This window comes from Nocardia elegans NBRC 108235 (assembly GCF_001612845.1).
GTDB lineage: Bacteria > Actinomycetota > Actinomycetes > Mycobacteriales > Mycobacteriaceae > Nocardia > Nocardia nova.
The window spans coordinates 1-25,523 of the sequence record NZ_BDBF01000023.1; the positions used below are offsets into that span (position 1 = coordinate 1).

Annotated in this window: 29 protein-coding genes and 2 pseudogenes; 13 read left to right on the plus strand and 18 right to left on the minus strand. The window is 68.2% G+C overall.

The features are described 5' to 3' along the window. Positions 1-16: 16 nt before the first annotated feature. Complete coding sequence (locus NE2_RS17665; RefSeq protein WP_063027592.1) at positions 17-1,051, minus strand: hypothetical protein; 1,035 nt, start codon at positions 1,049-1,051, stop codon at positions 17-19. 347 nt (positions 1,052-1,398) lie between these two features. On the opposite strand from NE2_RS17665, the gene NE2_RS17670 reads away from it, so the two are divergent. From NE2_RS17670 to NE2_RS17680, 3 genes are all read left to right on the plus strand, one after another. Next, positions 1,399-2,922 carry a WS/DGAT/MGAT family O-acyltransferase gene (locus tag NE2_RS17670; RefSeq protein ID WP_084494120.1) on the plus strand — a complete coding sequence of 508 codons (1,524 nt, stop codon included), beginning with the start codon at positions 1,399-1,401 and terminating at the stop codon, positions 2,920-2,922. 67 nt (positions 2,923-2,989) lie between these two features. Further along, positions 2,990-3,898 (plus strand): acyl-CoA thioesterase, encoded by a 909-nt coding sequence (locus NE2_RS17675; RefSeq protein WP_063027556.1) that lies wholly within the window; start codon positions 2,990-2,992, stop codon positions 3,896-3,898. Between the two features lie 37 nt (positions 3,899-3,935). Next, positions 3,936-4,367, plus strand: a complete 432-nt coding sequence (locus NE2_RS17680; RefSeq protein WP_063027558.1) for a DUF427 domain-containing protein — start codon at positions 3,936-3,938, stop codon at positions 4,365-4,367. A gap of 3 nt (positions 4,368-4,370) precedes the next feature. On the opposite strand, the gene NE2_RS17685 is transcribed toward NE2_RS17680, so the two are convergent. From NE2_RS17685 to NE2_RS17705, 6 genes and pseudogenes are all read right to left on the minus strand, one after another. Further along, the gene (locus NE2_RS17685; RefSeq protein ID WP_063027596.1) at positions 4,371-5,186 is read right to left on the minus strand and encodes a sterol desaturase family protein; all 816 of its coding nucleotides are present in this window, start codon (positions 5,184-5,186) and stop codon (positions 4,371-4,373) included. A gap of 124 nt (positions 5,187-5,310) precedes the next feature. Then, positions 5,311-5,475 (minus strand): annotated as a pseudogene (locus tag NE2_RS35025) (helix-turn-helix domain-containing protein); the annotation flags it as partial. Between the two features lie 19 nt (positions 5,476-5,494). Further along, positions 5,495-5,986, minus strand: a complete 492-nt coding sequence (locus tag NE2_RS17690; RefSeq protein ID WP_063027598.1) for a beta-class carbonic anhydrase — start codon at positions 5,984-5,986, stop codon at positions 5,495-5,497. A gap of 97 nt (positions 5,987-6,083) precedes the next feature. Next, a complete protein-coding gene (locus NE2_RS17695) occupies positions 6,084-6,392 on the minus strand; it encodes a hypothetical protein (RefSeq protein WP_063027560.1) in 309 nt (102 codons plus the stop codon). Then, positions 6,329-6,748, minus strand: a complete 420-nt coding sequence (locus tag NE2_RS17700; RefSeq protein WP_233429814.1) for a DUF4186 domain-containing protein — start codon at positions 6,746-6,748, stop codon at positions 6,329-6,331. Before NE2_RS17700 ends, NE2_RS17695 begins: the two co-directional genes overlap by 64 nt. A 94-nt stretch (positions 6,749-6,842) precedes the next feature. Next, positions 6,843-8,789, minus strand: a complete 1,947-nt coding sequence (locus NE2_RS17705) for a glycoside hydrolase family 15 protein (RefSeq protein WP_063909417.1) — start codon at positions 8,787-8,789, stop codon at positions 6,843-6,845. Positions 8,790-8,960: 171 nt separating this feature from the next. Here NE2_RS17705 and NE2_RS17710 point away from each other — a divergent pair, with 171 nt between their 5' ends. Beyond that, complete coding sequence (locus tag NE2_RS17710; RefSeq protein WP_233429815.1) at positions 8,961-9,467, plus strand: hypothetical protein; 507 nt, start codon at positions 8,961-8,963, stop codon at positions 9,465-9,467. A gap of 32 nt (positions 9,468-9,499) precedes the next feature. Here NE2_RS17710 and NE2_RS17715 read toward each other — a convergent pair whose 3' ends face one another. Then, positions 9,500-9,949: a hypothetical protein gene (locus NE2_RS17715; protein ID WP_063027563.1), complete on the minus strand. Its 450-nt coding sequence runs from the start codon at positions 9,947-9,949 to the stop codon at positions 9,500-9,502. Between the two features lie 71 nt (positions 9,950-10,020). Beyond that, positions 10,021-10,176, minus strand: a complete 156-nt coding sequence (locus NE2_RS36300; protein WP_086006941.1) for a DUF6131 family protein — start codon at positions 10,174-10,176, stop codon at positions 10,021-10,023. 328 nt (positions 10,177-10,504) lie between these two features. On the opposite strand from NE2_RS36300, the gene NE2_RS17720 reads away from it, so the two are divergent. Then, complete coding sequence (locus NE2_RS17720; protein ID WP_063027565.1) at positions 10,505-12,151, plus strand: flavin-containing monooxygenase; 1,647 nt, start codon at positions 10,505-10,507, stop codon at positions 12,149-12,151. An 81-nt stretch (positions 12,152-12,232) separates the two neighbouring features. On the opposite strand, the gene NE2_RS17725 is transcribed toward NE2_RS17720, so the two are convergent. Together NE2_RS17725 and ilvD are read right to left on the minus strand one after the other, a co-directional pair. Then, positions 12,233-13,027 carry a PIG-L family deacetylase gene (locus NE2_RS17725; RefSeq protein WP_063027567.1) on the minus strand — a complete coding sequence of 265 codons (795 nt, stop codon included), beginning with the start codon at positions 13,025-13,027 and terminating at the stop codon, positions 12,233-12,235. A gap of 28 nt (positions 13,028-13,055) precedes the next feature. Then, positions 13,056-14,747 carry a dihydroxy-acid dehydratase gene (gene ilvD, locus NE2_RS17730; RefSeq protein WP_063027569.1) on the minus strand — a complete coding sequence of 564 codons (1,692 nt, stop codon included), beginning with the start codon at positions 14,745-14,747 and terminating at the stop codon, positions 13,056-13,058. A 254-nt stretch (positions 14,748-15,001) separates the two neighbouring features. Here ilvD and NE2_RS17735 point away from each other — a divergent pair, with 254 nt between their 5' ends. Both NE2_RS17735 and NE2_RS17740 read left to right on the plus strand, forming a co-directional pair. Further along, complete coding sequence (locus NE2_RS17735; protein ID WP_063027571.1) at positions 15,002-16,114, plus strand: ferredoxin reductase; 1,113 nt, start codon at positions 15,002-15,004, stop codon at positions 16,112-16,114. Between the two features lie 8 nt (positions 16,115-16,122). Then, a complete protein-coding gene (locus NE2_RS17740; protein ID WP_063027574.1) occupies positions 16,123-17,364 on the plus strand; it encodes a fatty acid desaturase family protein in 1,242 nt (413 codons plus the stop codon). An 83-nt stretch (positions 17,365-17,447) separates the two neighbouring features. On the opposite strand, the gene NE2_RS17745 is transcribed toward NE2_RS17740, so the two are convergent. From NE2_RS17745 to NE2_RS17765, 5 genes are all read right to left on the minus strand, one after another. Beyond that, on the minus strand, positions 17,448-18,023 hold the full coding sequence (locus tag NE2_RS17745; protein WP_063027604.1) for a dihydrofolate reductase family protein: 576 nt from the start codon (positions 18,021-18,023) through the stop codon (positions 17,448-17,450). Positions 18,024-18,073: 50 nt separating this feature from the next. Beyond that, complete coding sequence (locus NE2_RS17750) at positions 18,074-18,808, minus strand: SDR family NAD(P)-dependent oxidoreductase (RefSeq protein WP_063027576.1); 735 nt, start codon at positions 18,806-18,808, stop codon at positions 18,074-18,076. After that, positions 18,805-19,542 carry an SDR family NAD(P)-dependent oxidoreductase gene (locus NE2_RS17755; protein ID WP_063027578.1) on the minus strand — a complete coding sequence of 246 codons (738 nt, stop codon included), beginning with the start codon at positions 19,540-19,542 and terminating at the stop codon, positions 18,805-18,807. The genes NE2_RS17750 and NE2_RS17755 overlap by 4 nt, the downstream gene beginning before the upstream one ends. A gap of 62 nt (positions 19,543-19,604) precedes the next feature. Next, on the minus strand, positions 19,605-19,862 hold the full coding sequence (locus NE2_RS17760) for a hypothetical protein (RefSeq protein WP_063027580.1): 258 nt from the start codon (positions 19,860-19,862) through the stop codon (positions 19,605-19,607). After that, positions 19,862-20,866 carry an RNA polymerase subunit sigma-70 gene (locus NE2_RS17765; RefSeq protein ID WP_233429816.1) on the minus strand — a complete coding sequence of 335 codons (1,005 nt, stop codon included), beginning with the start codon at positions 20,864-20,866 and terminating at the stop codon, positions 19,862-19,864. Before NE2_RS17765 ends, NE2_RS17760 begins: the two co-directional genes overlap by 1 nt. A 190-nt stretch (positions 20,867-21,056) precedes the next feature. On the opposite strand from NE2_RS17765, the pseudogene NE2_RS37135 reads away from it, so the two are divergent. The 3 genes and pseudogenes from NE2_RS37135 to NE2_RS17770 form a co-directional block, all read left to right on the plus strand. Beyond that, positions 21,057-21,233: pseudogene (locus tag NE2_RS37135) on the plus strand (FAD-dependent oxidoreductase); the annotation flags it as partial. 49 nt (positions 21,234-21,282) lie between these two features. Next, the gene (locus tag NE2_RS37140) at positions 21,283-21,432 is read left to right on the plus strand and encodes a hypothetical protein (protein WP_233429817.1); all 150 of its coding nucleotides are present in this window, start codon (positions 21,283-21,285) and stop codon (positions 21,430-21,432) included. Between the two features lie 207 nt (positions 21,433-21,639). Then, entirely contained in the window at positions 21,640-22,260 is a 621-nt protein-coding gene (locus NE2_RS17770; protein ID WP_063027584.1) for a hypothetical protein, read from the plus strand. Between the two features lie 22 nt (positions 22,261-22,282). On the opposite strand, the gene NE2_RS17775 is transcribed toward NE2_RS17770, so the two are convergent. Next, a complete protein-coding gene (locus NE2_RS17775; protein ID WP_063027586.1) occupies positions 22,283-22,636 on the minus strand; it encodes a MerR family transcriptional regulator in 354 nt (117 codons plus the stop codon). A gap of 133 nt (positions 22,637-22,769) precedes the next feature. Here NE2_RS17775 and NE2_RS17780 point away from each other — a divergent pair, with 133 nt between their 5' ends. The 3 genes from NE2_RS17780 (at position 22,770) to NE2_RS17790 (ending at position 24,399) form a co-directional block, all read left to right on the plus strand. Beyond that, entirely contained in the window at positions 22,770-23,207 is a 438-nt protein-coding gene (locus NE2_RS17780) for an Hsp20/alpha crystallin family protein (protein WP_174553954.1), read from the plus strand. A 374-nt stretch (positions 23,208-23,581) separates the two neighbouring features. Then, positions 23,582-23,800 carry a hypothetical protein gene (locus NE2_RS17785; RefSeq protein WP_146165323.1) on the plus strand — a complete coding sequence of 73 codons (219 nt, stop codon included), beginning with the start codon at positions 23,582-23,584 and terminating at the stop codon, positions 23,798-23,800. 107 nt (positions 23,801-23,907) lie between these two features. Continuing rightward, entirely contained in the window at positions 23,908-24,399 is a 492-nt protein-coding gene (locus NE2_RS17790; RefSeq protein ID WP_063027590.1) for a DUF2231 domain-containing protein, read from the plus strand. Positions 24,400-24,435: 36 nt separating this feature from the next. On the opposite strand, the gene NE2_RS17795 is transcribed toward NE2_RS17790, so the two are convergent. After that, entirely contained in the window at positions 24,436-25,167 is a 732-nt protein-coding gene (locus NE2_RS17795) for an IclR family transcriptional regulator (RefSeq protein ID WP_063027608.1), read from the minus strand. Positions 25,168-25,523 lie beyond the last annotated feature (356 nt).

Here is a 25,523-nt window from a genome sequence, read left to right on the forward strand (position 1 = left end):
ACCCCGGTCCGCCCGGTCACGAACCCGCCAACGTCACGGCGCGCGCCATGAGCGCGTCCGCGACGGCGCGGGGGCGACGGCCCAGACCGCATGCGCAGGCGACGCCGTCGACGCGGCGGCCGAGCGCATTCTCGATGGTGTGCAGCGTCTTTCGCTGCTCGTCCGCGGTGGGTACGTCGTGGACGACGCCCGCGTAGAAGCGGGTGCCCGCGGGCAGGGACAGATCGGCGAGGGGCGCGTAGAACCGGGCCCCGGCCGCCGGCGGTCGGTCGCCCGCGGCGAACGGGACATGAACGTATTCCAGGGTGCGTCCGGCAGGCCAGTGCCGCGCAACGGAATTGGCCAGCTCGACGAAGGGCCGTGCGGTGCGCAGCGGCGCACCCTTGTTGTGCAGGCTGCCCAGGCACAGGTGCACGCCGATGCGGGTGCCCTGCGGGGCCGCGGCGGCGAGTGCGGCGATGCCGCGGCCCGAGCCCAGCACGCGTTCCACCATGCGATGCGCGGGCTGGGTCAGCGCCATCGCCACCAGCTCCGCGGTGGCCTCCAGCTGGATCACGACTTCGTCGCCGCCTCTCCGCGCGATGGTGGCGATCTCGCGTGCCGTGGCTTCGGTGAACGGCGCGCGCCCGGATCGAATACCCTTGGGCCCCAAGGCGACGAACGCCAGAGTGAGGTCGGTCGGCATGCCGATCTGCAACGCGAGTTCGGGCCGGCCGAGTTCGGCACGCACGGCGGAGAAGATCGGCAGCGCCTCGGCGGCTTCCCCGGCATATCCGAGGTCCATCCCGTCCCCGGTCGGCGTGCGGCTCTGCGGCAGGCGGTGCCGAGGTCGGTCGCGCCGAGTCCGCCACTCCCCCGCCCGGGTGACCTCGAGCGCGCCCTGAGCGACCAGGTCTTCCAGGATCGGCCGGACGTAGTATTCGTAGCGGCGGGTCTCGCCGGTGGGCAGGGTGTGTAACAGCGGACCGGCACTGTCGGCCATCGCCCGCATCGCCTCATCCGTAGTCGTGGCGGGGAAGCTTCCCACGAAATGCACGCTCCGCGAACGCATTACCACATCGTACAAGTCGCGGGGCACATGTTCTGCCGAACGCGGAACCGGGCCGAGACGTTCGCCGGCGCTGCCGGGCAGCGCCGCAGGAGCCGGATGGCGCGGACCGGCGCGCATCGGGTGTTTGCACACAATTTACGGGCACGAATTCTCCGCGAAGCCCAGCCGGCCACGATCGGCCCTAGACTCGCAGCCACGTTTCGGATATCGAGACGACTCGTCGTTCGACCAGTGCCGCGCGAACTCCGTCTGCGCGCCTCACCGAGGCGCCACCCAGCTGTCCGGGCTCGATTCGGTGCACCTGTGCTGCCGCTGAACTTCCCCGGACCGTCTCCCGGGAGGTAACGATGACCGGCTCGTCCAGCACTGTCTCGCACGCACGGGAGACCCACGCACGGGAAACCACCGTCCACCTGCGCACCCCCGGCGAGTCGTTGACCAGCGGTGCGCAGCGCGTGGCCGCGCCGGCGTCGACGACGATCCCGGCCGCGGCGGAAATCGGACCGCCGCGGCAGTTGAGCGCCCTGGATCTGCATCTGCTGGACAGCGAAACCGCAGCGGCGCCTATGCATATCGGCGCCGTCATGCTGCTCGATTCGGGCCGCGGGACGCGCGGCCCGCTGGATGCCGGCACACTGCGGCGGCTGTTCGCCGCCCGGCTGCACCTCGTGGCGCCGCTGCGCCGCCGGGTACGCACCGTGCCGCTGGGCCTCGACGAGCCGTACTGGGAAGATTGCGCCGCCGTCGATCTCGGTTTCCACGTGCGGCACGTGCGATTGCCCGACGGTGCGACCGACGCCGACCTCGCCGACTACGTCGCCCGCCGCCACGCCCAGCCGCTCGACCGATCCCGTCCGCTGTGGGAATGCCATCTCGTCTCCGGACTGTCGGGCGGCCGTCAGGCGGTCTACACGAAGGTGCACCACGCGGTGATCGACGGCGTGTCCGCGGCGGAGATCATGGGCGCGATCCTCGACATCTCCGAAACCCCCACGGCCACACCGCTACCCGAGGCCGGCATGCGCCGCGACCGCACGCCGTCGATCATCGAGATGCTGGCCTGCAGCGCTCCCAAGGCGGTGACCCGCCAGTCGGCCCGCACGCGCGCGGCCCTCGACGCGGTTCCGACACTGCTGCGCACCCGGGACGCATTCCGCGCCAAGCACGACGATGTTCCGTTCAACCGGCCGCTCACCACGACCCGCAGCGTCGCCTACACCTCACTGCCTCTCGCGGCGGTCAAGGCGATCAAGAAATCGATCGACGGCACCGTCAACGATGTCGTGATGGCTCTGTGCACCTCGGCGTTGCGCAACTGGATGCTCGACCGCGAACTTCCCATCGACCGGCCCCTACTGGCCGCGATTCCGGTCTCGGTGCGCACACCCGAACAGTTCGGCAGCGCGGGAAATCAGTTCTCGCTCATGCTGTCCCCACTGCCGATCGGGGAGAACGATGCACACGCCCGGCTGAAACTGCTGCACAACAATCTGCTCGTGGCCAAGGACCGGTTCGGCAAGCAGCCCCCGACCCTGCTGCACGAACTGACCACATTGCTCACGCCGGCCCTGCACGGGCGGCCGACGCGTGCGCTGCTGCGCGCCGCGGCCCCCAACCTCCCCCTGGTCAACCTGATCGTCTCGAACGTGCCCGGACCACAGATCCCGCTGTATCTCGACGGAATCCGCGTACTGGCCAGCTATCCGGTCTCGGTGCTCACCGAGTTGTCCGGCAGCCTGAACATCACGGTGATGTCCTACGACGGTCACCTCGACTTCGGCATCGTCGCCTGCCCGGAAGCCGTTCCCGACGTCTGGGACATCACCACCCACCTCGCCGATGCGCTGGCCGAGTTGCAGCGGAGCTCGTGACGCGACGCGCGATTTTGGTAATATGACTCTCCGATACTGAGAACGTCATATACGCACGAGGGGTCCGATGGTCGACGATCCGCACGCCGGAGCGGGCCCGGACGGGCCATCGTGGAGCCAGGCCGAGCTGTCGCGTCTCATGGACGTATGCCCTTGTGGCGCAGGACATTACGTAGCGCCCGCGCACGGTCCGACCGTCCGCAACGTCGTCGAGGCCGGCCAGATGCTCGGCGACGCGATCGTGGCGGCCGCCAAGGAGGTGCCACGACAGCGTGTGGTGTCGGCGTCGATGATCTTCTCGCGGGTCGCCGCCCACGACGCGCCGCTGGACGTCGAGGTCGAGGTCCTGCACTCGGGCCGCACCTACAGCACGGCGCAGGTCCGGGTGCGCCAGGACGACACACTGCGGTGTGCGGGCACCGTGCTCCTCGACGCCGGCGCACCCGACCTGATCCGTTCGGCCGCGCCGATGCCGGTCGTCGATCCACCGGACGAGTCGGAGCCGCTGAATATTCCGGGAACGGAGGTCGACGGCCGGGACATGCGTGTGGTCGGCGGCGCGTACAGTCCCGATCCCGGACATGTGGGTCCGCCGGAACTGTTCGTGTGGACGCGGTACCGCGACGCGCCGGATGCCTACTACCTGCACGCGGCGCTGCTGGCGCAGTCGTGCGCGCACTGGACGGTGGCCGCGGCGCTGCGGCCGCATCCGGACTACGGTGAATCGATGGCACATTCCTCGATCTCGACCGGAATCACCATGGCTACCATCACCTTTCACGACGAACCGGATGTGACGCAGTGGCTGCTGTACGGCACCCGCGTCGTCTACGCCGGACGCGGCCACGCCCAGAGCGAAGGACGGGTACACGCCGCCGACGGACGATTGACGGCCACCTACAGCGTGCACGCGATGGTGCGCGCGTTCCGGCCGGCCGATACCGCCGTCCGCACCCGAGCCGGCACCGTACTCTGACCATCCGTATTCCGGGGCAACACGTTCGGAGGAACACATGCAAGCGTCCGGCTTCGCCGAGTGGCCCGACTATCGCATCGACGTGCGGCGCATTCGCAATCTGGTCCGCGTCTCGCACGACGACCGGCTCCTGGCCGAGACCACCGCGAGTCTGCTCGTGGCCGAACAGGATCACGGGATCGTGTTCTACATTCCGGTCGCCGATGTGCGCTTCGACCTACTCACCCTGGACGAACAGCTCACCTCGCGCTGCCCCTTCAAGGGCCGGGCCCGGTATTGGCGCCCGCACGACAGCGCGGAGCCGATCGCGTGGGAGTACACCGATCCCTACCCGGAGGTGGCGTTGATCCGCGACCACATCGGCTTCTATCAGGATCGGGTTCGTCTCGAGGTCGGCGTGGCGAATCCGGCCGTGTCGGGTGTGCGGCAGCGGGCCGAGGCCGGGAGCACACGGCACGCCGCCGAATAGTGCTCAGCACCCTCCGTCGGCGGTGAAGGGATGGCGCAGCTGCGCCGAATAGGCGGTGGGATAGTGCGGTTTCGCCGCCATACCGAGCTCGGCGGAGGTGAATCGGCGCGCGGGATCGAAAGAGTAGGTCCGGTAGAGGTGGTCCCAGATCAGCGTGAAGAGCCCGAAGTTCACATCGCGGGCACCGGCCCATTTGAGGTGGTGGAAACGGTGCCCCGCATTGAGGGCGAGCACATGTTTCACCGGGCCGACGCGGTAGTCGGCATTGGAATGCTGGAGCAGCAGCTGCACGGCGACCGCCACGGCCAGCGCCCCAGCGACATGAACCGGCAGGCCGGCCAGAATCAGGGGCGCCACCCCCGCGGCCGTTTCGATCGCCTGGTGCACAGGGTGTTTCATCAAACCGTTGAGTCCGTAGAACCGGGTGACGCTGTGGTGCACGGCATGGAATCGCCACAGCACGCCGATCTTGTGACTGGCCAGATGTACGGTCGTGATCCCGAAATCGGCGACCACGATCGCCACCAGAGCCTGGGCGAGGAACGGCCAGTGCCGCGGCCAGAGATCCGGGGCCGGAGCCACGGCCGCCACCAGCGGAATCACCGCCACACCGGCCAGAATCATGGTTTCGTTCACCACGGCATGGATGTGGTCGCGGTGAGTGTCGTCGTGGTCGGTATTCCACGACCGCTCGTACGGAATGACCCGCTCGGTGAGGAACGATGACGCCACGGCGATCATCAGCAGCGGTAGCAGCCACACCTCCGCAGTACCGACGGCCGACAGGGCGATCGCGGCGCCGTCGATGCCGAGCAGCATGAACGGCACATAGCTGTAGCGCAGAATACGTTGCGGGACAGAGTGTTTCGTCTTCTTCGCCGTGGTTGTATCGGTCACTGTTCCAGCCTCGCGCAACTGCCGCCGGGGCGATTGAACGATTCGGCTAGGTCGCGGAATCGATGTCCACGCGGACGTTGCGGCTCAGCGCGGACGGCGGCAGCCCGAAGGTGGCACGGCAGGTTCGGGACAGGTGCGCACTATCGGCGAATCCGGCCGCGTGCGCCGCGGCGGTCACATCGTCACCGGCCGCGGTCCGCGCGACGGCGGCTATCCGCACCGCCTCGGGATCAGGCGATGACCTCCTGGAGTTTGCCGGTGCCGACGTCGAAGACGAAGCCGCGCAGCGAGGTCGTCTTCGTCACGAACGGGCTGGCCTCGATACGCCGAATCGACTGGCGCACGTCCACATCCAGATCGTCGAAAGCCTCGGCCGCCCATTCGGGTTTGATGCCCACCTCGTCCTGGATTCCGCGTTTGAACTCGTCGTCGGTGAAGGTCAGCATGCCGCAGTCGGTGTGATGGATCAAGATGATCTCCGTGGTGCCCAGCAACCGCTGACTGATTGCCAGCGAACGGATCTCGTCGTCGGTCACCACCCCACCCGCATTGCGGATGACGTGCGCCTCGCCCTCCTCGAGGCCGAGGATGCGGTAGACGTCCAGCCGTGCGTCCATGCACGCCACCACGGCGACGTGCTTGCTCGGCGGCAGCGGAAGCGGCCCGCTGAACTGTGCTGCGTATTCGGCGTTGTTGGCCAGAAGCTCGTCGGTCACGGTCATGATCGCGCCCTTCGTCGGGTAGCTGCGGACATTCACATGTACGCATGGATCGTGGCTCCCGCCCGCCGCGAACACCAGGTATTCGCTCAGCGTGAAGTCAACGGTTGCCGATCGGGTGCCACGAAGGCCGCGCCGCGTCGGCCGGGCGCGGATTCACGATCGCCTTCGCCGCGTGCGCGATGCGCAATTCCGGGTGGGCGCGACGAGTGCGCACGCTGTTGACCAGCGCGAGTATTGCGCCCAGGCCGACCAGGACCAGCCCGCGCCCCCAGATATCGGCATCGATGCGGGTGAACAGGTAGAGGCAGGCGGGTCGCGCGGGGGACGGCCGCGTTCGCAGCGCTACCCCTCGCCGCGGCGGCCCGCGTCCTCGTCGCCCGGTCCCCGCACCGTCCGCTGAGCGCACTCGTTTTCGACCCAGCGGCAGATGATGTCCACGACGTATTCACGTTCGGGCGTGGTCAGTTCGCGGCCCTTGCCGATGCCGTGAGTTCGCTGCAGACAGCTGCGACAGCAGGTGCCGGTGGCGTGCTGAGCGCGAAAGACCGGATGACCGCCCCAGGGAGTCTGCTTCCCGTCCTTCGCGGGACAAGCCGGCGCGAGCCGCTCGCCGATGAGATCGGCCGCGTGCTCGCGCAACACCGCCATGCCGCGCAGCGCGACGAACTCCATCTCGGGTTCACGCAGGTGGAACTTCGCCCGGAACGGCTGCCGCGCGATGGCCGCGAGGCGAGCGTCGAGAGTGGCGTGGTCCAGCCGCACCACACCAGCCTAGAACGACCGGCCGACACGACCGTTCGCCCGGACGAGCGGCTACGACAGGTCGGCATCCGGCCACGGCCCGGGATCGGGGTGCTCAGATGTGAATGTATCCGCCGGTGAGCATGCCGTCGTCGAGGCGGGGAGCGATGGACTCTCCCCCGAGTGCGGTGCGCAACTCGATCTGCTCGTCCCGGACGACGTGCATGACGGCATTGATCAACGCCAGGTGCGTGAACGCCTGGGGATAATTGCCCCAGTGCCGTCCGGTCACGGGGTCGATCTCCTCGGCGTAGAGGCCCAGCGGGCTGGCATAGCCGAGCAGCTTCTCACACAACTGTTTGGCACGGTGCTTCTCACCGATTTCCGACAGCGCCGACACCAGCCAGAACGAGCAGATAGTGAACGTGCCTTCGGCGCCGGTGAATCCGTCGTCGGTTTCGTCGGTGCGGTAGCGCAGGACGAGCCCGTCGCTGGTGAGTTCGTCGGCGATGGCGAGCACCGTCTTGCGGACGCGTTCGTCGTCGGGAGGCAGGAACCGGACCAGCGGGATGAGCAGGGTCGAGGCGTCCAGTGCCGTGCTGCCGTAGTACTGGGTGAACACACCCCGCGAGTCGACGGCGTTGGCGCAGACGTCGGCGCGAATCTCGTCGGCCGAACGCTGCCAGCGGGCGGCACGTTCGAAATCCTGATGGATACGGGCCAGGCGCGCGCCGCGGTCCGCGGCGACCCAGCACATGACCTTGCTGGAGGTGAAGTGCTGTAGCTTCCCGCGCACCTCCCAGATACCGTGGTCGGGTTCGCGCCACACCGCGAGCGCGCTCTTGACCGCCCAGCGCAGCAGCGGCCAGGTGCGCGCGTCGATCTGATCCTGATGGCGCGCGTAGAGGTAGACCGAATCCAGCGCCGCGCCCCAGACATCGTGCTGGCGTTGCCGATACGCGTCGTTGCCGACCCGCACGGGGGCGGCGTTCTCGTACCCCCGCAGGTTGTCCAGGGTGCGTTCCCGCAGATCGGTTTCACCGCCGATGCCGTAGACGATCTGCATGTCCTCGGCGTTTTCGGCCAGATTGATGATGTGGGAGAAGTAGTCGTTGGCCTCCCAGTTGAAGCCCAGGGTGTACAGACCCCACAGCGCGAAGGCCGAGTCCCGGATCCAGGTGTAGCGGTAGTCCCAATTGCGTTCTCCGCCAGGTGTTTCCGGCAGCGATGCGGTCGGTGCGGCGACGATGGCGCCGGTCGGGGCGAAGGTCAGGCCCTTGAGAGTCAGGGCGCTGCGCGTGAGCTGGGCGCTCCAAGGGTGATCCGGGAACCGGCCGCCGGCCAGCCAGTGCCGCCAGTGATGCACGGTTCCGATCAGCCGTTCGCGAGCCTCGTCGACGGTTTCGGGAGCCGCCCGGCTCCCCCACGACAGCGCACAGTAGCGGGTGTCGCCGCTCTTGAGCAGAGTGCGGGCCACCGCGCGCGACCCCTCGATCCCGAGGCGCAGATCCGTGGTGAGCCGCAAGGGCAGATCCACACCGTCGGCGTCGGCCTGGGCCAGGTGGTAACTGTCGAGGTATTCCCATGTGGCCCGGGCGCGCCCGTATTCGTAGGCAGGCTGGCAGTCGAGCACGAACTGGATCTGTCCCGTCTCGCAGTGCACGATGCGCAGCAGGATGTGTTCGGCGTCGTAATCGGTGGGAGCGCGCCGGTGCGCACTGCGGCCGGGTTGCTGGTGCCGCCACGGGCCGACCAGCAGAACATCGCGCACGGTTGCCCATCCTTCGCCACTGCGCCAGCTCGTCTCCATGACCATGGTCCCGGGGATGTACCGGCGATCGGCTGGGGTCGCGATGTCGTCGGGAGCGAAGCGGAACGACCCGGCGGAACGATCGAGGATCGCGCCGAAGACACTCGGAGAATCCATACGGGGCAGACACATCCATTCGATGGCGCCACTGGGCGCTATGAGGGCTGTGACCTCGGAATCGGAGATGAACGCGTAGTCGTCGATGCGCGGGAAGGCGGTGACCCGGGGCGTGTGTTCCGGATGGTCGTTCATGCGGTGCTCCCATTCGCCACCTGCTCGGCCCGCTCGGGCACTGCTTCGATCGTAAGTCCGCCGGTGCCGGGTTTCTACCGGCGCGGAGAAGGCGATGCGAGCATCCATGTGGTTGTCCGGAAATTTGCCGATTACGGAGTGGGGACGGTGCCGCCGGACGACGATGAGAGGGTGACCGACGACGACGGCAGGAGCGCCCTGGCCACCGCGCAGCATCGAGGCCGCGAGGTGCGGCGAGCCTGGCTGGAAACACTGGGGCCCGGGGAGCGGTCGGCGGTGTGGGCATGGGCGGCGTTCACGGCGACCTTCGGGACCACGCGTGCCCTCACACACTGGATCCGCGCCGGGCACGGGCCCAGTGGCGGCGGAATGAGTCTGGGCGGCAAGCATTTCCACCACTACAACATCGGGATCGCGACGCTGGCGGCGGTGGGATTGGTGGCGTTGCGCGGCACCGAGCGCGCTCGCCGGCATCCGGTGGTGGCCACCTCCTATGGCGCCGGTTCGGCCCTGATCGTCGACGAACTGGCGCTGCTGCTGGATCTCGAGGACGTCTATTGGGCACGGGAGGGGCGGACCAGCGTCGATGCGGCGGTGCTGGTGATCGGCCTCGGAGGTCTGGCCACCGCCGGATTCGAGTTCTGGCCGCGCGCTCACCGCGCGCTGTGGGGGCGATGACAGGCCGATACCGGCAGTAACGACCGCGGGGGTCAGCGCCCCTCGGGGGCGTCGTTTCGCCGAACGTCGTTTCTCGGAACATCGGATCCGGAAGTCCGGCCGGGCTCGGCGTCCTTCCCCGGCTCGCGGACTCGCGCGTCCGGATCGACCTTGTCGGCACGGTGGAACTCCTGGGTGAGTTCGTCGCGCGACGTCGCGGCCTCGTTGTGGTGGGCGGCCGCTTGTTCCTTCAGACCGGCCGCCTGTGCCGCCTTGATATCGGCCTCGGCGGACGCTGCCCGGGCTTTGGCCGCGGTTTCGTCGGCGAGCGCTTGTCGGCGGCCGACCTCGTGGGACCGCTCGGTCGCCTTCGCCCGAATCTCCGCGGCTTCCGTGCGGCGATGTTCCTTACGTCGCGCCACGGCCACCCGGGCCAGTGCGGCGATGACCAGGATCGCCACAACCACAACAACAACGATCACGACGATCGTGGTGGTACTCATCTCGACTCCTCGAACTCGCTCGGGGTTCCGGCGTGCGGCCGGCACCGGTACCAGCGTCGGAAGTAACGGCGTCAGTAGTAATGGCGCCGCCCGCCGACGGCACGACCCATCGACCCCATGGCCAGCAGCACCAGACCGATGACGAGGACCACGATTCCGATGATCCAGATGATGTGGATCTTCAGCAGAAAACCGACGACGAGGAGAATGATTCCGAGAATGATCATGGTCGATACCTGATTCGGCGAATGAAGCGACGGGCCTGTACCGGGCACTTCGACGGTCTGCAAAGCTACCCACCGGCTACACGCTGTAAAACCTACTCAACCACCGCGAACTCACCCTGTCAACGGTATTCGGCTCCGGCCCGCAACCCGGCCCTCCGGCCGCGGCGGCCGGAGGGCCCGACGCGGATGCCCGGCGCAGCGCGGGTCCCGGTCATCGGGAACCGTACCGCCGTGAGCGCCGGTCAGCGGGACGACATCTGCTCGAGAACCGCGCGCGTTCCTAGCGTCGAAGGCGGAGAAACAGGTCTCCGGCGAAAGGTATCCGACTGTGACCCCCGAGACGACATCGTCCACTGGGAATATCCGTACCGGCGTCGATGTGGTGATCGTCGGCGCAGGCATCGCAGGGCTCTACGCGATTCACCGGCTGCGCGGGCAAGGCCTGCGCGTGCGGGCGTTCGAGGCGGGCGACGACGTGGGCGGCGTGTGGTATTGGAACCGCTACCCGGGCGCGCGCTGCGACGTCGAGAGCGTCGACTACTCCTACTCGTTCGACGAAGCCCTGCAGCAGGAATGGAACTGGAGCGAGAAATACGCCACCCAGCCCGAGATCCTGTCCTATCTCGAACACGTCGCCGACCGCTACGATCTGCGCCGCGATATCGAATTCGGCACGCGGGTAACCGATATCGTGCTCGACGAGAACACGCTGCACTGGCGGGTCCGCGTCGACAGCGGCGCCGAGGTGACGGCGCGGTTCGTCGTGCTGGCCACCGGTCCGCTGTCGAACGCCAACACCCCCGACATCGACGGCCTGCCGACCTTCGCCGGCCGGCTGCTGCACACCTCCAGCTGGCCCGCCGATGGCGTCGACCTCACCGGGCAGCGCGTCGGCGTCATCGGTACCGGATCCTCGGGCATCCAAGCGATTCCGCATCTCGCCGAGCAGGCGCAACGGCTGTACGTCTTTCAGCGGACGCCCAATTACAGTGTGCCCGCGGGCAATACGCCGTTGGACGAGAAGACGCGCCGCGAACAGAAAGCCGGCTATCCGGAACGGCGGCGGCTGTCGATGACCAGCGGCGGCGGTTCACCACACCAGCCGCATCCCAAGAACACCCTCGAGGTTTCCGAGGAGGAGCGCCGCGACGCCTACGAAAAGCGTTGGCAGCTGGGCGGTGTGCTGTTCAGCAAGACATTCCCGGATCAGATGGTGACCGCCGAGGCGAACGAGCCGGCGCGCCTGTTCTGGGAGGAGAAGGTGCGCGCGGTGATCGACGATCCGCGCGTCGCCGACCTGCTGATCCCGCGCGACCATCCGATCGGCGCCAAACGGATCTGCACCGACACCAACTACTATCAGACCTTCAACCGCGACAACGTCGAACTGGTGGATCTGCGCACGACACCGATCCGGCGGATCGACGCCGCGGGCGTGCACACCACCGACGCGCACTACGCGCTCGACACCCTGGTCCTGGCCACCGGATTCGACGCGATGACCGGATCGGTGGCGAAGATGAATATCGTCGGCCGCGGCGGCGAAACCCTGAACGAGGCGTGGCGCGAGGGCCCGAAAACCTATCTCGGCCTGGGCATCAGCGGCTTCCCGAATCTGTTCAACCTCACCGGGCCCGGTAGTCCCTCGGTGCTGGCCAATATGGTGCTGCATTCGGAACTGCACGTGGACTGGGTGGGCGATGCGATCGACTTCCTGGACCGCCGCGGCGCCGCCGCCCTGGAGGCGCGGCCCGACGCGGTCTCGGCCTGGGTCACCGAATGCGCCGAAAGAGCCGCGAAAACCCTTATGCCACGGGCTAATTCGTGGTATCTCGGCGCGAATGTGCCGGGCAAACCACGGGTATTCATGCCCTTCGTCGGCGGCTTCGGCGTCTATGGCGAGATCATCGCCGAGGTGGCCGCGGCCGAGTACAAGGGCTTCGACGTCATCGCCATCCCCGCGGACCGGACGTAATCGACGAAACCCCACCGTCGGCCCCGTAGTCCCGATCCGGACCGCGCGGACGACGCCATTCCGGCCGGAGGGCGCGACCGGTCAGCCCGCGGCGAACAGATCCGTCTCGAGGACTCCCGGCCGCGCGCCGCTGCGAATGAACCATTCGGTGCCGAACGCTCGCGCGAACGCCGGGTCCGGCATCGCGAGGAAGAAGGACTGCTCATCGATCTGGCTGCGGTGCGCCCGCATGGCCTCGCGCTTGTGGTCGAGGTAGGCGGATACGTCGACCGCCGTGGTCAGCAACGATTCCGGCTTCCCGAATTCGGCGACCTCGCGGATATCGGGCGGCTCGATCCCCAGCGCCCCCGCCTGCTCGGCCATCTCCGTCATCCCGCGCACGACCTCGTCGCGATTCATGGTGCTCTGGAAAACCCGTGGGGTACCGGCCAATTCGGCGGCGCGCATGCCGACGCGGTGAACCTGGATATGGTCGGGATGACCGTATCCGCCGTTGTCGTCGTAGACGGTGAGCACCTCGGCGTCCTCCTCGGCGAGGATCGCGGCCAGCCGCCGCGCGGCGTCCTCGACGGGAGCGGTCCAGAACGAACCGGCCGCGTCGTTGGTGGCCGTCCCCATCATCCCCGAGTCGACGTAGCCCAGGAACTCCACCCGGGCGACGCCGAGAATTTCTGCGGCGGCGTGGGTTTCGCGCACCCGCCGCTGCCACAACTGTTCGCCGTCGTCGAGGAAACCCTCCGGCACCTCCCCGTGCTCGCCGCGTGTCGCGACCACGAGAACCACTCGGTGACCCTGCTCGTACGCCTTGCGCATCACGCCGCCGCAGGTGATCGCCTCGTCGTCGGGATGGGCGTGGAAACTGACCAACGTTGCCATGGCGCCACGCTACGTGACGGCTCGCGGCTCAGCCGGTCACGGCGCCGTGGGCGGCGGAGCTGACCAGCTTGCGGTACTTGGCCAGCACTCCCGAGGTGTACTTCGGCGCAAGCGGTTCCCAGCCGGCCCTGCGCGCGGCGAGTTCGGCCTCGTCGATCTCGACATCGAGAATGCGGTTGGCGACGTCGAGGACGATCGGGTCGCCGTCGGCGACGAAGGCGATCGGCCCGCCGTCCACGGCCTCGGGTGCGATGTGACCGACGCACAAACCGGTGGTGCCGCCGGAGAACCGGCCGTCGGTGAGCAGCAGCACGTCCTTGCCCAGGCCGGCGCCCTTGATCGCGCCGGTGATGGCGAGCATCTCGCGCATACCGGGCCCGCCCTTGGGACCTTCGTAACGAATGACGACCACGTCGCCCGCGCCGATCGTGCCGTCCTCGAGTGCGTCCATCGCGGCGCGCTCGCCATCGAAGACCCGGGCGGTGCCGCGGAAGACATCGGAATCGAATCCGGCGCTCTTGACCACCGCGCCCTCGGGCGCGAGGGTGCCGTGCAGAATGGTCAGCCCGCCCGTCTTGTGGATGGGCCGGTCGAGCGGGCGGATCACGTCACCGTCGAGCCCCAGTTCGATATGCGCCAGATTCTCGGCCATGGTCGCGCCGGTCACGGTCAGCGCATCGCCGTGCAGCAGCCCCGCGTCGAGCAGGGCCTTCATCACGACCGGGATGCCGCCGACCCGGTCGACGTCGTTCATGACGTAGCGACCGAACGGCTTGAGATCGCCCAGATGCGGCACCTTGTCACCGACCCGGTTGAAGTCGGCGAGGGTCAGCTCGACTCCGGCCTCACGGGCGATGGCCAGCAGATGCAGGACGGCGTTGGTGGAACCACCGAGCGCCATGACGACGGTGATGGCGTTCTCGAACGCCTCGCGGGTCAGGATGTCGCGCGCGGTGATGCCGTTGCGGAGCAATCCGACCACGGCCTCACCGGACTTGCGGGCGTACTCGTCGCGGCGCCGGTCGGGCGCGGGCGGGGCGGCCGAGCCGGGCAGGCTCATGCCCAGCGCTTCGGCGGCCGAGGCCATGGTGTTGGCGGTGTACATTCCGCCGCAGGCGCCCTCACCCGGACAGATCGCCCGCTCGATCCGGTCGACGTCCTCGCGGCTGATCAATCCCTTCATACAGGCGCCGACCGCCTCGAAGGCATCGATGATCGTGACGTCCCGGCCGTCGACATTGCCCGGCAGCGTCGAACCGGCGTAGAGGAACACACTCGCCAGATCCAGGCGCGCGGCGGCCATCAGCATGCCCGGCAGGCTCTTGTCGCAGCCGGCGAGCAGGACCGATCCGTCGAGACGTTCGGCCATCATGACGGTCTCGACGGAATCGGCGATGATCTCGCGACTGACCAGGGAGAAGTGCATGCCCTCGTGGCCCATCGAGATGCCGTCGGAGACCGAGATCGTGCCGAATTCCAGTGGGTAGCCACCCCCGGCGTGCACACCCTCCTTGACCGCCTTCGCCAGGCGATCGAGCGACAGATTGCACGGCGTGATCTCGTTCCAGCTGGAGGCGACGCCGATCTGCGGTTTGGCCCAGTCGTCGTCGCCCATACCGACGGCACGGAGCATGCCGCGAGCGGCGGTCTTCTCCAGCCCGTCGGTGACATCGCGGGAGCGAGGCTTGATGTCGTGCGACCTGTCGCGATCGTGTGCCATGCGGCAAGCCTACGACCGGCGCGAACCCCGGGCCGGTTGGCCGGCCTCGGCGCGTGGCGCGGCGAGACCGTTCGGCGCACAGGCGTCCACTCAACAGGCGAGCGAACCTGACCGCCGCGCGGCACGCCCGGGCAGCGGCGGCCGATTCGGGAGAACCTCGAGAATCCTGTGTATCCGCGCGCGACGGTGGTATACCACCGCACGTAGGCACAGGCATTTCGAGTGTACGGGTGTACACGGAAGTGAGGGCTTCCATGGATCTACTGAAGTGGAGTAAACGGCCTGCCGCCGATGTCAGCGCGAAGAAGCCGCGAGTCAACATCGTGCGCGGGCTGGTGGCGCGGGCCACCACGCCACTGCTTCCCGACGACTACCTCCGCCTGGTCAATCCGCTCTGGACCGCCCGCGAACTGCGCGGCAAGGTCGTCGACGTCGTCAAGGAGACCGCCGATTCGGCCACCGTCACCATCCGTCCCGGCTGGGGGTTTCCGACCACGTACACACCGGGACAGTACGTCGGCATCGGGCTGCAGATCGGCGGCCGCTGGCATTGGCGTTCGTATTCGCTGACCTCGATCGGTGGGGCCGACGACAAGACCATCTCGATCACGGTGAAGGCGAATCCCGACGGGTTCCTGTCGACGCATCTGGTCGACGGTGTCGCACCGGGCACCGTCATCCGGCTGGCGGCGCCGAAGGGCGATTTTCATCTCCCGGAGCCGGTGCCGGACAAACTGCTGTTCGTCACCGCGGGCAGCGGGATCACACCGGTGATCGCGATACTGCGCGCGCTCGAGGCGCACGAGCGGTCGCCCGACATCTGCCACATCCATTCGGCGCCCACCCGCGACGACGTCATCTTCCTGGACGAGATGCAGAGCCGCGCCGCCAGCTCCCCCGGCTACGACCTGACCCTCCAACTCACCCGGGAGATGGGCAATTTCGACGCGGCACGCCTCGACGAATGGGTGCCCGATTGGCGCGAACGACACTGCTGGGCGTGTGGCCCACCGGCCCTGCTGGACGAGATGGAATCGCACTACGAGGCCGGCGGACTGCGCCACCGCCTGCACACCGAGCGGTTCACCATCGCCCGCACCGACCACGGCGGTGAGGGCGGCACGGTCTACTTCGCCGCATCCGGGAAGAAGGCGGAGATCGACGGCGCCACCACACTTCTCGAAGCAGGAGAAGAGCTGGGCATCGGGATGCCCTTCGGATGCCGCATGGGCATCTGCCAAACGTGTGTCGTACCGCTGGCGGGGGGATATGTGCGCGATCTGCGCACCGGTGCGGAGCGACGCGAAGGAGAACGAATCCAGACATGCATCAGCAGCGTGTCCGGAGAATGCACCCTCGATCTGTAGGAGCCCTTATGGCCATCACCGATATCGACGCCTACTCCCATCTCACCCCCGAGGACATCGAGGCGCTCGGCGCCGAACTCGACACCATCCGCCGCGATATCGAGGAGTCCCGCGGCGAACGGGACGCCCGCTACATCCATCGCACCATCGCCCTCCAGCGTGCCCTGGCGGCCGGCGGGCGGGTGACGCTGATGTTCAGCAACCGCAAGGTCGCGTGGCTGGCGGGCACCGCGATGCTCGCGCTGGCCAAGATCATCGAGAATATGGAGCTCGGCCACAATGTGATGCACGGGCAATGGGATTGGATGAACGATCCGGAGATCCACTCCTCGTCCTGGGAATGGGACACCACCTGCCCCAGCGTGCAGTGGAAGCATTCGCACAATTTCGTCCATCACAAGTACACGAATGTCGTCGGCAAAGACGACGATGTGGGCTACGGAATCCTGCGGGTGACCCGGGACCAGCGCTGGGAGTGGTGGAACATCGGAAATCCGGTGTACAACCTGACATTGGGGACCTTGTTCGAATGGGGCGTCGCGCTGCACCACCTCGAGGTGGAGAAGATCCGTCGCAAGGACAAGACCTGGCGGCAGGCGTTCCGGGATCTGCGCATCATCGGCACGAAGGTCGGCAAACAGGCGGCCAAGGACTATCTGATCTATCCGGCGTTGTCGGGGCGCAACTGGAAGACGACGCTGACCGCCGACGCCACCGCGAATCTCATCCGCAACTACTGGGCCTACATGGTCATCTTCTGCGGCCACTTCCCCGACGGCGCGGAGAAATTCACCACCGAGGAACTCGCGGAGGAGGATCAGCCGCGCTGGTATCTGCGACAGATGCTGGGGTCGGCCAACTTTCGCGCCGGGCCGCTCATGCGCTTCATGAGCGGTAACCTCAGCCACCAGATCGAGCACCATCTCTTCCCCGACCTGCCGAGCAACCGGTACGAGGAGATCGGCGTCCGGGTCCGGGAACTGTGCGACAAATACGACCTGCCGTACACCACCGGTTCGCTCGGCCGCCAATACCTGCAGTCGTTCCGGACGATCGCGAAACTGGCGCTGCCCAACGCGCTGCTCACCGCGACCTCCGACGATGCTCCGGAGACCGCGTCGGAGTTGCGGTTCGCGATCCGCGAAGGGATGCGTGCGCATTTCGGTGTCGACCCCGAGACCGGAAAGCGCCGGGGGCTGCGCACGGCGCTGCGCGAACTGAAGCAGGCGCCGGTGCGAGCGGCGTCCTGACCGCGGGGTGCCGACACCACCCACATCGAACGCCGGCCCGCCGCCGGGCGGAGACCCGCCAGTGGGCCGGCGTTCGATGCCGGTCAGCCGACGTCGTAGACGTAACTCGACCGGCCGTCGGGCAGTTGCTCGACTTTTCGTAGTTCGAGCCGATGACGGACACTCGCGCCCGCGAACAGGGCCGGGCCGTTTCCCGCGATGAGCGGGTAGACGATCAGTCGCAGCTCGTCCACCAGGCCCGCGTCGAGCGCGGCGGCGGTGAGGGCGGCGCCACCCATGAGGTAGATGTCCTGTCCCGGTTGCGTTTTCAGTGCCGCGACCTCGTCGAGGCCGCGCAGAAATCGCGTATTCGGCCACGCGGCCGCATTCCGGGATGTCGAGACGACGTAATGAGGTGTGCGACGGGCGAATTCGGCCCATTCGAGCTCGCCCGGAGTCGGCGCCGAGCCGGTTTCGGGCAGGAGCTTGCCCGGGTCGTCGCCGATCGCCGTCCAATACGGCTCGTATCCGTCGTACATCCGGCCGCCGAGCACACAGGCGTCGATCCGGGGCGTCAGGCCGTAATCATCGGACCAGCCGTGCACCCAGTCCGCATATCCCTGCGCGCCTTCGTATTTCCCGTCCACCGAGATCTTCATCGCTGCGATGAGCTTGCGCATGCCGGTTCTCTCCTTTCGTTCGGTCGGGGTGTGGAACGTCTGCGGTGCGGTCACGGCAGTGCCGTCAGTCCCTCGGCGGTGAGCCGATAGGACGCCGCGGGCTCATCGGCGGAGGCGAGGTCGAGCAGAGCCGCCCCGGCGATCTCGGGAGTGAGCGGCTCACCCAGTCGATCGACGTACTCCTGCACACTCTGGCCGGCGCGGGCCGCGTAGGCGCGCACCGCGGGCAGGCCGAGGCTCGTGGCCGGAGTGATCTGCGGTAGGACCGCCGTGAAGATGAGGTCCGAGCCGGCGCGCCGGGCCTCGTCCTGGGCGTAGCCGGTGATGAACCGCTGCGTCGCCTTGGCGCCGGCGTACCCGCCGCTGAGCGGCGACCCGTTGACGGCGGCGCCGCTGCTGACGACGATCACGCGACCGCCGGGCGGCAGCGGAGTCAGCAGGGCTTCGCGCAACCAGTGAAAGGCTATGCGCACGTCGGTATTCCAGTTCGCCGAGAACGTCTCCCAGGTGTGGTGGTGCAGCGGCCGCGGGAGCGGGGCGGCACCCGCCACGATGACCACGGTGTCCGGACGGTGGCGGTCGAGCAGTGTTCCCGGCACGGTCGGATCGGCCGCGTCGGCGACCTCGATATCGATGCCAGGAGTCTCGGCGGCCAGTTCCCGTAGTGCGGACTCCGTGCGCGCCACGGCCACGACGGCCGCACCGGCACGCGCGAACGCGACGGCGATGCCCCGGCCCAGGCCGCGGCTGCCACCGACGACCATCGTGCGGCGGGACGCGTTCATGACGCCACCGCCACTGCCTGCACGGAAGCGGCGTTCGCTCGCTCCAGGCTCTTGACGACTCCGTCGTCCCACCCGGGCGCGATCGCCGCGGACATCGGGTCGGGGAAGATCTCTTCCCGGCCGTCCGCGAGACCCGACAGGATGGCGCGGGCCACCGCCGCGGGCTCGGCTTTGGGAATGTCCCATCCGCGGATCATGTCGGTATCCACCGGGCCGGGCAGCACGGCGTGCACGCCGACACCGTGCGCGGCCGAAAGGAACCGCAGCGACTGCGTCATCGAGAAGGCGGCGGCCTTGGAGATGGCGTACGCCGGGGTGACCGGCACGGTCGCCAGCGCGGCCAGCGAGAGCACGTTCACGACGGCCCCGCGGGATTCGCGCAATCGCGGGAGGAAGGCGTCGGTTACCCGATACGTGCCGAACAGATTGACCGCCAGATGAGCCTCGATGGCGGCCGCGTCGGTCAGGTCGTCCGGCGTGGAGACGCCCGCGTTGTTCACCAGGACGTCGAGCGAGCCGACCAGGTCGGCGGCGGCGCGGATCTGCTCGGGATCGGTGATGTCGAGCCGCACCGGAGTGATCCGCGGGTCCGGATGCTCGACCGGCCGGCGGGCGGCAGCGTACACCCGGTCCGCACCGCGGTGCAGTGCCTCGTCGAGGAGTGCGCGCCCGAGACCGCGCCCGGCGCCGGTGACGAGTACCGCCTTGCCGGCCAGAGTGGTTGGGACGGACATGGTTTGCTCCTGTTCGGTGTCTGCGATGTGTCCACCTGTGTGACGCGTGCCGGCCCGTTCCGTCATCGGTGATGTCGGCGCGTCACCGCGGACAGCACGAGCGGTTCGAGGCCGGGATTGAGCAGCCGTCGCACCGGCACGGCGGCGGGCGCGAGGACCGCTCCGGCGGCGAATCGGGCCCGCCGGCCGCTGCGGCATTCCAGCTCCAGTTCGCCGCCGGCCACAACGACAAGGGCGTCGGCCCAGTCGGCGGCGACGTAATCGAGTGCCTCCCCCGGCTGCAGAACCACGCTCCAGCGCCGCACGCGCCGAGAGTCCATCAGTTCTGGGACGGCAGGGCGGACGGCAACGCGAACGCGGCGAACAACTCCGGCTGGTGGAACAGCGCGATCTCGGCCAGCGAATCGCCGTCGACGGTCAGCACCCCGATGGCGAAGGCATCGAAAGCGTCCGCCCCCGGTTCGCGCCAGTACAGTCCGAACGCCGGTTGCCGGTTGGCGCCCGTCGGCAGGAGCCGCCAGCCGCTGCCCATCTCGCCGAACACGTGGTCGGTGAGAAATGCGCCGATGTCGCGGCGACCGGCGAACCAGACCGTGCCCGGCGGCATGATCAGCGCGGCGTCCTCGCGCAGCAGGGCGACGAGCGCGGCCGGATCGGCGCTCTCCCACGCGGTGATCAGCTTCGCCAGCGCCCGGCGCTCGGATGCGGTCGAGTCGGGCCGCCACCGATCCCGTTGTGCGGGAAGATGTTCCGACAGGGTGGCATGGGCCCGTTGCAGCGCGCTGTTGACCGCCGCGCGGCTGACTCCCAGTGCGGCGGCGGTGTCGGCAACCGACCAGTCCAGCGTGTCCCGCAGGATCAGGACGGCGCGCTGGCGCGCGGGCAGCCGCTGGATCGCGGTCAGGAACGCCAGCTCGATCGTCTCGCGCGCGGTGACGACCGCCTCCGGTTCCTCCCCCGGGGCGGTGCCCACGTCCAGCAACCGATCGGGATAGGGCTGCAGCCACGGCACGTCCACCGAGGCCAGCTCGTAGCGATGCGGGTCCGCCGGGCCGGCCAGATGGACCGGCCACGCCCGTGCCTTGCGCCTCCTCAGCGCGTCCAGGCAGGTATGGGTCGCGATCCCGTACACCCAGGCCCGCAGCGGAGCGCGGCCCGCGTAGGAGTCCAGCCGCGACCATGCCCGCAACAGGGTCTCCTGCACGGCGTCCTCGGCATCTTCGACCGAGCCGAGCATGCGATAGCAATGCACCTGCAGCTCGTGCCGCAACGGCTCGACCAGATGCGCGAACGCGGCCTGGTCGCCCTCGCGCGCTGCCTCCACTTTCCGATCCATACCTGTATGACGCATCCGGGCCCCATCGGTCATCGGTCTGCCGAAAACAATAGTAGACAGTTTTTCAAAAGTGTTTACTGCTGTGTATGCGCAACAGACACAGCGGCAGTCCCTTCGCGGAGCCGCCCGCCGACATCGCCGCCGCACTCACCGATCTGTCCGTGCCGGCATTGCTCACGATCACCGCACACCGTGCGCCATGCCCGGAGCCGCGGATCTGCCGGTGGTCGTGATCGGCTGCGGTATGTCCGGCCTGCTCACCGCGATCCGGTTGCGGGAGGCCGGATTCCCGTTCGTGGTGATCGAGAAGAACGAGGGCCCCGGCGGAACCTGGTGGGAGAACACCTATCCCGGAGGTCCGCGCCGACGCCTTCGACGCCTACACCGCCAAGGCCCGAGAGGAGATGCCGCGCAAGGTCTGGGCATCACCGCATATCGCACACAACTACTCCCGCAACGACGCGGGCGAGGTCACCGGGCTCAACCCCTTCCGCCTCGTCGACTACTGGAGAGGGACCAGCGCACCGGACCCGGGCGAGTACGAAATCGGTTGAGCCGCGACACCACTCGGACGCATGACCAGGTGCGGGAAGTGTGGTCAGCGGGATGTGAGCGACAGCGCATTGTGTCGGACGCCTCAGCGCGCGAGGGGCGACTTCCGGTTTAGCCGTGGCCGATACCGGTCATTCTGCACACGACGTTCTCGGCTCTATACGCAGGGTCGGTTCGCTGTGTGTCGGTACGAAGAGGTCACGCCATCCATGGCTCCCACCCCCACTGGCCGCAACGACAACGATCCAACCGCCCACGTCGCGGTGCGGAATGCGTTGTCGCAGGCCTTCGAATTGGTCGACGCGATGCTCCGGTCCGAATGCGCGGACCCGGAATACCCGAGCGCCGGCGCGATATCCAGCACCCCACACCGCGCGCACGGTGGTCGCGGTAGCGGCCTCGCCCCGCTCCCCCGTGGCGTCGCCCTGCTCCAGCGCGTCGAGCGGGCGGTCCAGCGTTGCATCGGTCACACCCAGTTGCGCAGCATCGTCGCTCTGACCGGATCGGCGGAGCAGGTGCCGGACGTGGTGGCCGACCATGTCGAAGCCGTGGTCGCCGATACCGTCGCCGCTGTCGTCGCGCACGCGGACGTCGCGGCGGTCGTCGTCACCGTCACCGTGGCCGACGTGCTCACCGTCACCATCGACACCTTGGACACCACCGGTGCCACCACGGCCGACATACTTCCGGCGGCCACGGTGGCGACGGTGCACGCGCGGGCCCGCGACGTCGGCGGCTGCTGCCGAGTGTTCCCCGGCGGCCGGGTCTCCTGGACGGCACCGCTGCCGCCGCCCGGCAAGGACACCACCACCTATCCGAACATGTTCTGACGCAGCGCGATTCGCGCGGCGGTCAGGGCGGCGGCTGCTGCCGGGTGATCGTGTCGCGCAGATGGTCGCGTTCGACGGTCAGTGCGGTGTTGTGCGCACGCAGGGCGCTGTTGTCGTCCTCGAGGTCGAGAATTCGCGCGATGGCCGACAGATGGATGCCCTGGCGAGCGAGAGCGGTGACGCGCTGCAGCCGGGCCAGGTCGTCGCCGCTGTAGCGCCGGGTTCCGCCCGCGCTACGAGCAGGCGTGATCAGGCCGTGCTGCTCGTAGAGGCGCAGGGTGTGGATTTCGATACCGGTCAGCTCGGCAGCCACCGATATCGGATACACCGCCTGGCCTGAACCCGGCAGATGTCCCTCGCGCCGATCCGCACCCATCCTGCTCCCTTCTCCGTGCGGCACCCAGTTTATCTCTCGCCACTCCTTGCACTCTCCTGACCGGAGTGCTAAATAAATCTGTGTCAGGTAACAGAGGTTATCTGAGGTTCCTTCGAGTGATATAAGGAGTGAACTGGAGGTGGCGACCATGCTGATGCGCACCGATCCGTTTCGTGATCTGGACCGTCGGACGCAGCAGGTGTTCGGCACGCAGGCTCGACCGGTAGCGATGCCGATGGACGCCTGGCGCGAGGGCGACGAGTTCGTGGTGGAGTTCGATCTCCCCGGCGTCGACCCCGATTCGCTGGATGTGGATATCGAACGCAATGTGGTCACGGTGCGGGCGTCGCGCCCGGAACTGGACGCGGGCAGGTCGACGATCGCGGCCGAACGCGTCCGCGGGGTGTTCCGGCGCCAGGTGATGCTGGGTGACAGCCTCGACACCGATCACATTCGCGCCGACTACCGCGACGGCGTGCTCCGAATGCGAATTCCGGTGGCGGACAAGGCCAAACCACGCAAGATCAACGTGGACCGGGTCGCCGGCGACCGGCAGGCGATCGCGGTCTGATCGGTAGACCGAACGGGATCGACGAAAGCGAGGTGATGCCTGTCGACTCACCCATCGCAACCTCGAACCAGAACCCTTCTATCCACGGGTGGGCCCGGTCGGCTGCGGCTTCCGGGCCCACCCGGCCCCTCTTCCGATCCCCACGGCGCCGCCGCGCCGATGATCGCCGGACCTTCGACACCACCGACCGCATCGATCAGTCCTCTCCCCACGCCGATGACGACTACGACTGCCTCGCCTACCGACCACACTCGCGACCTCGAGCCGGATGCGGTCGTGCACTGGCCCGACCCCAGCCCCCTGCAGTCGTGGTGGGACACCGTCATGCGTCCCGCCCGCCGCGCCTTCGACCCCACGGAGAGGAGGGAGTTCTCATGCCGATAATGCTCACGCTGACCGGTGGCGCCGGCATCGCCGCAGCCGTGGCCATCGCGTACGCCACCGTCGCGGCGACCTACTGGTGGGAGATGCGCACCTCCCGGTCCGACTCCGGCGCCGGCCCGGCGGCGGACATCGACGGTGACAACCGGCGCGGACGTTCGCGCAACCGATCGGGTCTCCCCGCCGCAGCGCACCGATCGGGTGGCGAGTAATCCATCGGATCCGCTGCTCCGATGGCTATGCTCGGTTCGACTGTGGCATCGGCGGGTTCGGGGCGGTCGCCGGCGCCACGATAACCGCGAGTGACCGAGGAGCCCCGGTGACCGTCATCCACAACCTGCCCGCGCACGTGCTGTTCGTTCATTTCATCGTGGTCCTGGTGCCGTTGACCGCGATCCTGGAAATCGTGTGCGCGCTGTGGCCGGCCGCGCGCCGCGGCCATCTGGTGTGGCTGACGCTGACACTCGCGGTGATCGTCATGGTCCTGACGCCGATCACCATTCACGCCGGCCAATGGCTGTACAACCTGCGCCGCAATCCCGACGAGATCCTGCGCGAACACGCCGAACGCGGCGAGACGATGCTCTACTTCGCCATCGCCCTGCTGGTCGTCGCGGTGGCATTGACCGGGCTTCACCTCGCCGAACGCCGCGGCACCGATCTCCGCACCCTGATCACGGTGACCGTCGCCGTCCTCGCCGTGGTCGTCGCCGTCGCCTCGATCGTGCAGACCTACCGCGTCGGCGATGCCGGATCGCAATCGGTCTGGGGTGACGAGATCGCACGTCTGCAGAAGAACCGCGGCGACTGACCGACACCGCTTCGGCACAGCTGCCGCCGGGAGCGGTCAGCTACCCGGGGACGCCAGCATTCGTGCGCGGCGGGTGAGGGTCGCGCCGATGCCGTCCGCGGCCGCCCGCACCGATGCCACGTGACTTTCCGGGTGGAATCGGTGCGACGCGCCGGCGATGCTGATCGCCGCGACCACGGTGTCGGCCTCGCGGACCGGCGCCGCCACACACACCAAACCCGGTGCCGATTCCTCGAATTCGTAGGCCACGCCCTCGGCGGCGATCCGGTCGAGTTGCGTGCGCAACGTGCCGGGCAGCACGATCGTGCGGGGAGTGTGGGCGGGCAGCGGGCCGCTCAGCACGCGGTCGCGCAGTGACCGATCCGCATGAGCGAGCAGCGTTTTCCCGATCGCCGTGCAGTGCACCGGCATTCGCCCCCCGATCCGCGACGGCGCACTCGCCTGGCGCCGACCGCCGATCTTGGTCAGATACACCACGTCCGTACCGTCGAGGACGCCCAGATGCACGGTCTCGTGGATGCGCGCGTTCAGTTCCTCGAGGAACGGGATCGCGACCTCGAGCAGACTCCGTTCCACGGAGGCGCGCATTCCGAGTTCGAACAGGTGGCCGCCGAGGCGATAGCCGATCTCGGTCCGATCCAGCAGCCGGACGGTGACCATATCCGCGAGGACCCGGTGCAGGGTCCCCTTCGGCATCCCGGTGCGCCGGCCGATCTCGGCCAGACTCAGGACGCCGTCATCGATCGAGAACGATTCGAGGACGGCCATCACCTTGCCCAGCACGGTCGACCCGTCGACCGGCCGTGCGCCGATCCTCGCCGACTCCGCCGTACTCACCCAGCCGAGCTTACCCGGCGTTCCGCTCAGTGGAACGAAATGCTGGTGCGGCCCTGTGCTCCGCCGCGACAGTGAAGGCTCCCCCGTTCACCTACTACGCCAGGACCTTGGATGCCGACCTCACGACTCGACGACCGAACCACCGCGGCGACGACCGCCGCGGCAGACCGGCTCAGCACCGCGGCGCGAACCGCCACCCCTTGCCGCCCCGTGCGTGACCTGATCGGGACCGACGACGTGACCGCCGCCTACGCGGTGCAGGCGCAGTCGACCGCCGAACGGCTCGC